This is a genomic window from Streptomyces sp. NPDC005728 (genome assembly GCF_040630895.1).
In the GTDB taxonomy this organism is placed as follows: domain Bacteria; phylum Actinomycetota; class Actinomycetes; order Streptomycetales; family Streptomycetaceae; genus Streptomyces.
Window position 1 is genome coordinate 220,340 of record NZ_JBEXYL010000004.1, and the last position, 10,563, is coordinate 230,902.

The 10,563-nt window shown below is 72.6% G+C and carries 10 protein-coding genes; all 10 read left to right on the forward strand.

All coding sequences use genetic code 11. The features are described from left to right. Positions 1–255: 255 nt before the first annotated feature. The 10 genes from ABZ471_RS05480 (at position 256) to kynU (ending at position 10,431) form a co-directional block, all read left to right on the forward strand. Complete coding sequence (locus tag ABZ471_RS05480; protein ID WP_359062672.1) at positions 256–795, forward strand: DUF2617 family protein; 540 nt, start codon at positions 256–258, stop codon at positions 793–795. 88 nt (positions 796–883) lie between these two features. Further along, the gene (locus tag ABZ471_RS05485; protein WP_359062674.1) at positions 884–2,521 is read left to right on the forward strand and encodes a polyamine aminopropyltransferase; all 1,638 of its coding nucleotides are present in this window, start codon (positions 884–886) and stop codon (positions 2,519–2,521) included. Between the two features lie 99 nt (positions 2,522–2,620). Beyond that, positions 2,621–3,448, forward strand: coding sequence for an SRPBCC domain-containing protein (locus ABZ471_RS05490; RefSeq protein WP_359062676.1), 828 nt, complete (start codon positions 2,621–2,623; stop codon positions 3,446–3,448). Between the two features lie 59 nt (positions 3,449–3,507). Further along, the gene (locus tag ABZ471_RS05495) at positions 3,508–4,296 is read left to right on the forward strand and encodes an aldose 1-epimerase (RefSeq protein ID WP_359062678.1); all 789 of its coding nucleotides are present in this window, start codon (positions 3,508–3,510) and stop codon (positions 4,294–4,296) included. 92 nt (positions 4,297–4,388) lie between these two features. Then, positions 4,389–4,937 carry an orotate phosphoribosyltransferase gene (pyrE, locus tag ABZ471_RS05500; protein WP_359062679.1) on the forward strand — a complete coding sequence of 183 codons (549 nt, stop codon included), beginning with the start codon at positions 4,389–4,391 and terminating at the stop codon, positions 4,935–4,937. Positions 4,938–5,082: 145 nt separating this feature from the next. After that, the gene (fbaA, locus tag ABZ471_RS05505; RefSeq protein ID WP_359062681.1) at positions 5,083–6,105 is read left to right on the forward strand and encodes a class II fructose-bisphosphate aldolase; all 1,023 of its coding nucleotides are present in this window, start codon (positions 5,083–5,085) and stop codon (positions 6,103–6,105) included. 68 nt (positions 6,106–6,173) lie between these two features. After that, complete coding sequence (locus ABZ471_RS05510; protein ID WP_359062683.1) at positions 6,174–7,628, forward strand: MFS transporter; 1,455 nt, start codon at positions 6,174–6,176, stop codon at positions 7,626–7,628. A 200-nt stretch (positions 7,629–7,828) separates the two neighbouring features. Beyond that, positions 7,829–8,242, forward strand: a complete 414-nt coding sequence (locus ABZ471_RS05515; protein ID WP_359062685.1) for a DUF3151 domain-containing protein — start codon at positions 7,829–7,831, stop codon at positions 8,240–8,242. A 151-nt stretch (positions 8,243–8,393) separates the two neighbouring features. After that, on the forward strand, positions 8,394–9,242 hold the full coding sequence (locus ABZ471_RS05520; protein WP_359062687.1) for a tryptophan 2,3-dioxygenase family protein: 849 nt from the start codon (positions 8,394–8,396) through the stop codon (positions 9,240–9,242). Continuing rightward, positions 9,235–10,431 (forward strand): kynureninase, encoded by a 1,197-nt coding sequence (gene kynU / locus ABZ471_RS05525; RefSeq protein ID WP_359062689.1) that lies wholly within the window; start codon positions 9,235–9,237, stop codon positions 10,429–10,431. Before ABZ471_RS05520 ends, kynU begins: the two co-directional genes overlap by 8 nt. The last annotated feature ends 132 nt before the right edge of the window (positions 10,432–10,563 follow it).

A 10,563-nucleotide genomic window follows, 5' to 3' on the forward strand; every position in this document is an offset into this window, starting at 1 on the left:
GCGCCCGACCGTTTTGTCCGCGCGCCGGGCGTACGCCGTAGTTGAACAGTTGAACTGTGGAGCCCTCTGAGGGATGGAAACCCCACGAAGTTGGGTAAAAACGCTGTGGCGGATCCACTCTTCATGATTCCCTCTAAAACACCAACGCAGCCCCTCGGACGTCCTTGCAGACTCCCCTCCCCGGCCGGGCCGGCTGGGCTGACCGGGCTGACATGGCCGATCTCCCCCCTCTTTGCGTGCTAGCGGAGCCGATCCATGCTCACGACCCTGAACACCTCCTACACCGATACCCGCGCTGGCGATCTCGCCTGGGCCCTCGGGCGCGAGCCGCTCCCCGCCCTGGCCACCCTCGATCTGGAACTGACCGGGGCAAAGCTCCAGTTGAGACTGCTCGGCGCATCCCACCAGGTCCTGCTGGAGGAGGAGCGGGGACGCAACTGTTCGGAGACGGTCGCGTGCATCCCCGGTTCCAGCACTCCGCTTCCGCTGGGCGTCGCCAAGCGGGTCGGCGACTGGGAGTACGAGTTCGCGGCGCGCGTCGAGGTGCTCACGCCGGGCTCGTTCGCGGGCCGCGCCCAGGAGTTGCTGGCCCTCGTCTCCGACCATCCGCACGGCCTCGCCGGTGTCTTCCCCGGCAGCCCGCACGCCTTCACCGCGATGCTGGCCCAGCGTCATGAGGGGCAGGTGCACTGGCGGACCTGGCACGCCTATCCGCAGGACGGCCAATTGGTGGCGACACGGACACGCGTCGGAGCCCGGGTGCCGGTGGGCCGACCCGACCAGGGCCTGTCCTAGGTCAACATAAACCCCGGTGCGTCAACTACCCCGAGTTCCACACGTGTGGGTGACGAAGCGTGCCGCGCATGTGACGTAACGTCGCAGCGTGATCGATCCGCACGCCCCCGCGCCCCCGGGGGCCCCGCCCTGGACAGGCCCCGCCCGGCTGCCCGTTCGGCCCGGCACCGGGCGGTTCCTGGTCCTCGTGTGCGTCTTCGTCTGCGCGGCCTGCGGACTCGTGTACGAACTCGAACTCGTCGCGTTCGCCTCGTACTTGATAGGCGATTCGGTCACCCAGGCCTCCGTCGTGCTGTCCGTGATGGTCTTCGCGATGGGCATCGGCTCCCTCGCCGCCAAGCGGCTGCGCTGGCACGCGGCCGCCGGGTTCGGCGCGATCGAGACCGTTCTCGCGCTGGTCGGCGGGTGCAGCGCCATGGCCCTCTACGCCGTCTTCGCCTGGACCGGCGGCTGGGGCGGGATGTGGGCCGGCGGCCCGCGCTGCCTGCTGGTCGCCTTCTCCCTCGCCATCGGCCTGCTCGTCGGCGCCGAGGTCCCCCTGCTGATGGAGCTGATCCAGCGCATCCGCCGCCAGGACGCGGGCGGGGCGGTCGCCGACCTGTTCGCGGCGGACTACGTGGGCGCGCTCGTCGGCGGCCTGGCCTTCCCCTTCCTCCTCCTCCCCTTCCTGGGCCAGCTGACCGGCGCCCTGATCACCGGCACGGTCAACGTCGTCGCCGGCGGCGCCCTGGTCCTCGGCCTGTTCCGGCGCGACCTGACCCGCCGCGCCCGCTGGACCCTGCTGATCGGCGGCCTCGCCGTCCTCGCCGTCCTCGCGTCCGCCGCCGCCCTCACCGACGCGTTCGAACGCGCCGCCCGGCACGCGGTGTACGGCAAGGACGTCCGGGTCGCCCTGCAGACGGACGTCCAGGAGGTCGTCCTGACCGGCGGCACCCACGGCCGCCCCCTCGACCTCTTCCTGGACGGCCGGCTGCGCGTCGGTGGCCGCGACGAACGCCGCTACCACGAGGCGCTGGTCCACCCCGCGATGACCGGCCCGCACGCGCGCGTGCTCATCCTCGGCGGCGGCGACGGCCTGGCCGCACGCGAGGTCCTGGAGTACGGCGGCGTGCGCCGCGTCGACGTCGTCGAACTCGACCCCGGCCTGATCGGCCTCGCCCGCAGCGACCCCGGCCTGTCCGCCCTCAACGGCCATGCGTACGAGGACCCGCGTGTCCGGGTCACGACCGCGGACGCCCTCACCTGGCTGCGCCAGGGGCCGCACACGGCGTACGACGTCGTGATCGCGGACCTGCCGGACCCCGGCATCACGGCCAGCACCAAGCTGTACGCGCAGGAGTTCTACGGCCTGGCACGCCGCGTCCTCGCCGCCGACGGCCGCCTGGTGGTGCACGCCGGATCCGTCGCCGCCCGCCCCCGCGCGTTCTGGACGGTGGCGTCCACCCTCCGTGCGGCCGGCTTCGCCGCCTCCCCCTACCGGGTCCTCGGCCACGACTCCGGCTTCCCGGCGGGCCCGGACCGCGCGGCGGGAGCGCCCGGGGCCCCGCACGACTGGGGGTTCCTGCTGGCGGCGCCGGGCGGCTCGGCACCGCGGCTGCGGCTGGACGGGCGGGGGCCGCGGGCGCGCACGCTGACCCAGGACGAACTGACGGCGGATGCGCGGGCGGCGGAGCGGACGCGGATCGGGGGGTTGCCGGCGTCGACGCTGGTGCACCCCCGGTACTGAGGGGCCGCCGGCGGGGCCGGGGGAAGCCCGCCCGCCCGCCTTCCGGCCGACCGAGCCGGGAGGGTACGTTCCGCCCACACCTGGGTAGGCTCCACCGACATGGAGCACCAGGTCTTCGTCCCGGTTCCGCCCGACCGGCTCAGAGAAGCCCTCGCCGACCCCGCAAGGGTGGCCCGGGCGGTCCCCGGGCTCCAGCAGGACGCCGGTGCCGAACCCGTCGCCGGCCGGCTGAAACTGCGCGTCGGCGGACACTCCGTCACCTACCGCGGAGCGGTCCGCGTCAGCCCCCGCGAGGACGGCACGTACGCCGTCGAGGGCGACGCCACCGAGGCCCGCGGCAGTGGCAGCGTCAAACTCGCCCTCACACTGCGCCTCACGGACACCGAGGGCGGTACGACCGTCACGGTCGAGGGCACGGCGGACGCGGACGGACGGATCGCGGAACTGCCGGCGGACGCGGTGGGTTCGGCGCTGACCCGGCTGCTGAACCGCTTTGTGGAGAGCCTGGCGGCGAGCCCGGAGGAGAGGGAGCCCGAGCACACCTCCGTCTTCGACACCGAGGTCCCCCCGCCCTCCCTGGACCCCGACGCCGACGATGCCAGGGGCGACGCCGAGGCCCGCTCCACCGAGCCCCGGTCCGAGACCCCGCCCACCGAGGCCGGGTCCACCGCCGCCCACGACGACCGGCCCGCCGAGGACTTCGTCGAAGCGGGCGAGCCGCCCGCCGAGGCCGCGCACGCGCGCCGCACGATGATCGGCCGCAGCGCGGAGGAGGTGGACCACGCCCCGCCGCGCGGCCGCTACGCCCCCGTACCGGCCCCCCAGACCGTCGCCGGAAACCCGGCCCTGCGCTGGGCGGCCCCCGCGGCGGCGCTCGCCCTGGCCTCGGCGATCGTCCTGGGCCGCGCCCTGCGTAAGCGCCACTAGGACAGCTCGGCGTACAGCCACGGCGCACGCCCTCTTGATCGCCCCAGTAGGGTCGTCCCGTGAGTAACGAAGACATCACGCTGACCGCGGGCGACGCGGAAGTGAGCGTGCTGCCCGGCAACGGCGGCCGTATCGGTGGGCTCCGGATCGGCGGCGTGGAGCTGCTGCGGCAGGGCGAGCGCTACGGCTGCTTCCCGATGGTGCCCTGGTGCGGCCGGGTCCGGGAGGGCCGCTTCCTGGACGGTGCGACCGTCCGCCAGATGCCCCTCAACTCCCCGCCGCACGCCATCCACGGCACCGTACGCGACGGTGACTGGCGCATCGCACGCGCCGCGGAGAACGAGGCGGTCATCACGTACGACCTGGTCGACCCCTGGCCGCACCGCGGCCGCGTCACGCACGTCGTCACGCTGGCCGAGGACAGCCTGACGCTGACGATGAGCGTGGAGGCGTACGACGACTCCTTCCCGGCGCAGATCGGCTGGCACCCCTGGTTCAACAGGACCCTGGACGGCGTGGACGTCCAGGTGGACTTCGCCCCCGCCTGGCAGGAGGAGCGCGGCGCCGACCACCTGCCCACCGGCAAGCGCATCGACCCCGAGCCCGGCCCCTGGGACGACTGCTTCGGCATGCCCGACGGTGTCGACGTCACCCTCACCTGGCCCGGACAGCTGGAGCTGAAGGTGGCCAGCCGCGAGGAGTGGGTGGTCGTCTACGACGAGCAGGCCGAGGCGGTCTGCGTGGAGCCGCAGACCGGCCCGCCCAACGGCCTGAACACCCTGCCGCGCCTGGTCACACCACTGGAACCGCTGGAAGCGACGACCACCTGGAGCTGGCGGCGCCTCTAGGGTCTGTCCGGCGGGCCACGCCGACTCCGAGACTGCCGGTGAGCCCCCGCGACCGCGGCGTGGCCCGTCGGGCAGGCCCTAGGCTGGTCGGCATGACGGACGTACGTGGCGAGCTGCTGCAGCAGATCAAGGACAAGGCCGTGGTGCACGGCAAGGTGACCCTCTCTTCGGGTCTGGAGGCCGACTACTACGTCGACCTGCGCCGCATCACCCTCGACGGCGAGGCCGCCCCGCTGGTCGGCCAGGTGCTCCTGGACCTGACCGCGGACCTGGACTTCGACGCGGTGGGCGGCCTGACGATGGGCGCCGACCCGGTCGCGGCCGCCATGCTGCACGCGGCCGCCGCGCGCGGCAGGAAGCTCGACGCCTTCGTCGTACGCAAGGCGGCGAAGGCGCACGGGCTGCAGCGGCGTGTGGAGGGGCCGGAGATCGCGGGTCGGCGCGTGCTCGTCGTCGAGGACACCTCGACCACCGGTGGCTCGCCGCTCACCGCCGTGGAGGCTGTGCGCGAGGCCGGCGCCGAGGTCGTCGCCGTGGCGACCATCGTGGACCGGGCGACCGGCGCCGCCGAGAAGATCGAGGCCGGCGCGGGCGTTCCGTACCGGTTCGCCTTCTCGAAGGACGAACTGGGTCTGGACTGACGCGCCCGTTTGACCTGGACTTGACCGAGGCGCCGACCATGGAGTCAGGTCTGGAAAGATGGGGCCGACGATGACGTCACACCCCAGGTCTAGGTCAGGGCCGTAGTACGCAGATCGCCAACCCGCACACTCAAGGAGCGGACAGATGCCCATCGCAACCCCCGAGGTCTACAACGAGATGCTCGACCGGGCGAAGGCAGGCAAGTTCGCCTACCCGGCCATCAACGTCACCTCGACCCAGACCCTGCACGCTGCGCTGCGCGGCTTCGCGGAGGCGGAGAGCGACGGCATCGTCCAGATCTCGACCGGCGGTGCCGAGTTCCTCGGCGGCCAGTACAGCAAGGACATGGTGAGCGGCTCGGTCGCGCTCGCCGAGTTCGCGCACATCGTCGCCGAGAAGTACCCGGTCAACGTCGCGCTGCACACGGACCACTGCCCGAAGGACAAGCTCGACGGGTACGTACGTCCGCTGCTCGCGATCTCCGAGGAGCGCGTCAAGGCCGGCCAGAACCCGCTGTTCCAGTCCCACATGTGGGACGGCTCGGCCGAGACCCTGGCCGACAACCTGGCCATCGCGCAGGAGCTGCTGGAGCAGGCCCGCCGCGCCAACATCATCCTCGAGGTCGAGATCACCCCGACCGGTGGCGAGGAGGACGGCGTCTCCCACGAGATCAACGACTCCCTGTACACCACGGTCGAGGACGCGATCCGCACCGCCGAGGCGCTCGGCCTGGGCGAGAAGGGCCGCTACCTGCTGGCCGCCTCCTTCGGCAACGTCCACGGCGTGTACAAGCCGGGCAACGTCGTGCTCCGCCCCGACCTGCTGAAGGAGCTGAACGACGGCGTGGCCGCCAAGTTCGGCAAGCAGTCCCCGTTCGACTTCGTCTTCCACGGCGGTTCCGGCTCCACCGAGCAGGAGATCCGGACCGCGCTGGAGAACGGCGTCGTGAAGATGAACCTCGACACGGACACCCAGTACGCCTTCACCCGTCCGGTCGCCGACCACATGTTCCGGAACTACGACGGCGTCCTGAAGGTCGACGGCGAGGTCGGCAACAAGAAGACCTACGACCCGCGCACCTGGGGCAAGCTGGCCGAGGCGTCGATGGCCGCGCGTGTCGTCGAGGCCACGAAGAACCTGCGCTCGGCGGGCAACAAGATCAAGTAACCCGCTGCGGTACCTCCGGTGAGCCCGGCGCCTGCCCTTGGCGCCGGGCTCGCTGTATACCTGGGACCATGCCCGATGTCCGGATCGCCTCGTCCCAGGGCAAGTGGATCCTGTTGACCACGGTCCTCGGCTCCAGCATGGTCCTGCTGGACTCGACCGTCGTGAACGTGGCGCTCCCGACCATCGGCCGCGATCTCGGCGGGAGCCTCGCCGCCCTGCAGTGGACGGTCAACGCGTACATGGTCACGCTGGCCGGGCTGATCCTGCTGGGCGGTTCGCTGGGGGACCGCTACGGCCGGCGCAGGATCTTCGTGCTGGGGGTCGTCTGGTTCGCGGCCGCGTCCCTGCTGTGCGGCCTGGCGCCCACCCCCGGCGTCCTCATCGCCGCCCGAGCCCTCCAGGGCGTCGGCGGCGCGCTCCTGACCCCCGGATCCCTCGCCCTCATCCAGGCCTCCTTCCACCGGGACGACCGGAGCCGGGCGGTCGGCCTGTGGTCCGGCTTCGGCGGGATCGGGGCGGCCGTGGGCCCGTTCCTGGGCGGCTGGCTGGTGGACGGACCCGGCTGGCGCTGGGTGTTCCTGCTCAACGTGCCGCTGGCTCTGCTCTGCGTCCCCGTCGCCCTGCGTCACGTCCCCGAGTCGGCCGACGACCGTCATCACGGCCGCTTCGACGTCCTCGGTGCGGCCCTGGGCGCCCTGGCGCTGGCCCTGGTGACGTACGCGCTGATCGAGGCCCGCGGCGGCTCCCCGGCGGTGGTGCTGAGCGCGGTGGCGGGCGTGGCCGCGGCCGTCGGCTTCGTCTACGTCGAGAAGCACCGCCCCGACCCCATGCTCCCGCCGGACATCTTCGCCTCGCGCCAGTTCACGGCGGTCAACCTGGTCACGCTGTGCGTGTACGCGGCCTTCGGCGGCTTCTTCTTCCTCACCGCGCTCCAGCTCCAGGTGGTGGCGGGCTACTCGGCCCTGCAGGCCGGTACGGCCCTGCTCCCCACGACGGCCCTGATGCTGCTGTTCTCGGCCCGCTCCGGCGCGCTCGCCGACCGTACGGGCCCCCGGCTGCCGCTGACCGTCGGCCCGCTGCTGTGCGCGGCGGCGATGCTGCTGATGCTCCGGGTGGGTCCGGACGCGAATTACCTCACGGACGTCCTCCCGGCCGTCCTCGTGATGGGGGCGGGCATGGTCGCCCTGGTCGCCCCGCTGACCGCCACGGTCCTCGCCTCCGTCGACACTGCCCGGGCGGGCCTGGCCAGCGGCATCAACAACGCGGCGGCGAGGGCGGCGGGCCTGGTGGCCGTGGCCGCGCTGCCCCTGCTGGCGGGCATGGGCCCGGAGGCGTACCGGTCGCCTACGGCGTTCGACGCGGCGTTCGACCGGGCGATGCCGATCTGCGCGGGGACGCTGCTGCTGGGCTCGGCACTGGCCTTCGCGCTGGTCCGCCGACCGGCCCCGGGGTGCCGGCACCCGGAATGCAAGACCCACGGCTGCGTTACGGCTCCGCCGCTTGAGGAGGGGCGGCGTCCGTAGCTCCGGCCCACTGTTTTCGGCTCCGGCTTCGCCGTGGCTGGTCGCGCCCACGCCGCGGAGCCGCATATGGATACAGCCCCGCGCCCCCAGGGGGGTTGCAGCCCCGTAGGCCGCACACGCACCGTACGCAGTGGTACCCACCCCTGCCCGGCCGCGGCACCGGGCACGCCCCCTACGCCGCCGTGCGGGAAACTGAACACATGACGATGCACGAGAACCTCCTCGGCGGCCCGCCCCCCACCCACCTTCCCGACGACCCGGAGCCTCGCGAGCTGCTCGCGCAGGGCACCGCGCCGGCGGACGTCGCCGCCAAGTACCCGACCTCCTCCCTCGCCTGGGCCCAACTGGCCGACGACGCGTTCGAGCGGGGCGCGGTCGTCGAGTCGTACGCCTACGCCCGTACGGGATACCACCGCGGCCTGGACGCCCTGCGCCGCAACGGCTGGAAGGGCCACGGCCCGGTCCCGTGGGAGCACGAGCCCAACCGCGGCTTCCTGCGCGCCCTGCACGCCCTCGCCCGCGCCGCGCAGTCGATCGGCGAGCAGGAGGAGTACGAGCGCTGCTCGCAGTTCCTGAAGGACTCCTCGGCGACGGCGGCCCAGACCCTCGGCTGACCCCTACGGGAGTGCCCGGTGTGGCCCGTCTGGCAGCAGACGGGCCTTGCCGTATCCGGTGGGATTGCGGAGGATTCCGCTTGGGGACCGGGGCCCCCGTGTCGGCATCGGCAGGGGCGGACCGCTACCCGGAGTAACACAGGAGACAGCGATGTCCCAACAGGCTCACCCCCCTCACGAGGCCACTGAGCCCGAGACTCCGCATCTCGACTTCGCCGGCACGACGCCGTACGAGGACTACGTCAAGGCGGACGTGCTCACCCACCTCCAGCACACCCTCTCCGACGACCCCGGGGAGATGGTCTTCCTGGTCACGACCCAGGTCATGGAGCTGTGGTTCACGGTGATCGTGCACGAGTGGGAGACCGCGGCGAAGGCCCTGCGCTCGGACGACGTCCCGACCGCCGTCGCCGCGCTGAAGCGTTCCGTGCGGGAGCTGGAGGCCCTGAACGGCTCCTGGAAGCCGCTCGGCCAGCTGACCCCGGCCCAGTTCAACTCGTACCGCGCCGCTCTCGGCGAGGGCTCCGGATTCCAGTCGGCGATGTACCGCCGCATGGAGTTCCTGCTCGGTGAGAAGTCCGCGTCCATGCTGGTCCCGCACCGCGGCGCCCCGCGCGTCCACGCGGAACTGGAGAAGGCCCTGCACGAGCCGAGCCTGTACGACGAGGTCGTACGCCTCCTCGCCCGCCGCGGCCACGCGATCCCCGAGTCCGTCCTGAACCGGGACGTCGCCCAGCGCTACGAGACCTCCGATGCCGTCGAGGCGGCCTGGGCGGAGATCTACTCCGGCGACCAGAACGCCGAACTCGCCCGCCTCGGCGAGGCGTTGTCCGATGTGGCGGAACTGGTCTGGCGCTGGCGCAACGACCACCTCGTCGCCACCCGCCGCGCGATGGGCGCCAAGCCCGGCACGGGCGGCTCCGCGGGCGTGGCCTGGCTGGAGAAGCGCGCCCGTAAGAACGTGTTCCCCGAGCTGTGGACGGCGAGGTCGCATGTCTGAGCTTGAGCTGCGCGCGGCGAAACTGGACGCGGCGGACGAACTGGCCCCGCTGCGCTCCCGCTTCGTCCTCGACGAGGTGATCTACCTCGACGGAAACTCCCTGGGCGCCCTGCCGGCGAACGTGCCGGGCCGGGTCGAGGACGTCGTCCGCCGCCAGTGGGGCGAGCTGCGCATCCGTTCCTGGGACGAGAGCGGCTGGTGGACGGCGCCCGAGCGGATCGGCGACCGTATCGCCCCGCTGGTCGGCGCGGCACCGGGCCAGATCGTCGTAGGAGACTCGACAAGTGTCAACGTTTTCAAGGCACTTGTGGCAGCAGTTCGCATGGCGGACCCGCACCGCGACGAACTCCTGGTCGACGCGACGACGTTTCCGACGGACGGCTACATCGCCGAGTCGGCCGCCCGCCTGACCGGCCGCACCCTGCGCGCGGTGACCCCGGCGGAGGTGCCCGCGGCGCTGAGCGACCGCACGGCCGCGGTGCTGCTCAACCACGTCGACTACCGCACCGGCCGCCTGCACGACCTGCCCGCGCTGACGGCCGCGATCCACGCCCGTGGTGCCCTCGCGGTCTGGGACCTGTGCCACAGCGCGGGTGCCCTGCCGGTGGGCCTGGACGAGCACGGGGTCGACCTGGCGGTCGGCTGCACGTACAAGTACCTCAACGGCGGCCCGGGTTCACCCGCGTACCTCTACGTCCGCCGTGACCTGCAGGAACGCTTCGACTCCCCGCTGCCCGGCTGGAACTCCCACGCCGAGCCGTTCGGCATGAGCCCGTCGTACGCCCCGGCACCGGGCGCCCTGCGCGGCCGCGTCGGCACGCCCGACATCCTCTCCATGCTGGCCCTGGAGGCGGCCCTGGACGTCTGGGACGACGTCTCGATCGACTCGATCCGCGCCAAGTCCCTGGCCCTGACGGACTTCTTCCTGGAGTGCGTCACGGCGTACACCGAGCCGGGCCGGGTCGCCTCCGTGACTCCGGATGCGCACGAGGAGCGGGGCAGCCAGATCGCCCTGCGTTGTTCCCACGCAGGTGACGTGATGAAGCGCCTGATCGAACGAGGTGTGGTGGGCGACTTCCGCCACCCCGACGTCCTCCGCTTCGGCTTCACCCCGCTCTACGTGAGCTTCGCCGAGGCGGAGCGGGCGGCGCGGGTGCTCGGGGAGGTACTCGGGGAGGTACTCGGCTAGCCGGGCCGTCGGCCCGCCGACGGTCTGAGGCAGCGGGGGCGGGGCGGGGGGGGGGGGGGGGGCCCCCCCCCCCCCACCCCCCCCCCGCCACCCCCCCCCACCACACAGGGGACGGCGAGGGCGGGGGGGGGC

Bases quoted from the DNA above. Each gene is read 5' to 3' on its own strand.
- ABZ471_RS05480 (WP_359062672.1), top strand. From the start codon at position 256: ATGCTCACGACCCTGAACACCTCCTACACCGATACCCGCGCTGGCGAT.
- ABZ471_RS05490 (WP_359062676.1), top strand. From the start codon at position 2,621: ATGGAGCACCAGGTCTTCGTCCCGGTTCCGCCCGACCGGCTCAGAGAA.
- pyrE (WP_359062679.1), top strand. From the start codon at position 4,389: ATGACGGACGTACGTGGCGAGCTGCTGCAGCAGATCAAGGACAAGGCC.
- fbaA (WP_359062681.1), top strand. From the start codon at position 5,083: ATGCCCATCGCAACCCCCGAGGTCTACAACGAGATGCTCGACCGGGCG.
- ABZ471_RS05510 (WP_359062683.1), top strand. From the start codon at position 6,174: ATGCCCGATGTCCGGATCGCCTCGTCCCAGGGCAAGTGGATCCTGTTG.
- ABZ471_RS05515 (WP_359062685.1), top strand. From the start codon at position 7,829: ATGACGATGCACGAGAACCTCCTCGGCGGCCCGCCCCCCACCCACCTT.
- ABZ471_RS05520 (WP_359062687.1), top strand. From the start codon at position 8,394: ATGTCCCAACAGGCTCACCCCCCTCACGAGGCCACTGAGCCCGAGACT.
- kynU (WP_359062689.1), top strand. From the start codon at position 9,235: ATGTCTGAGCTTGAGCTGCGCGCGGCGAAACTGGACGCGGCGGACGAA.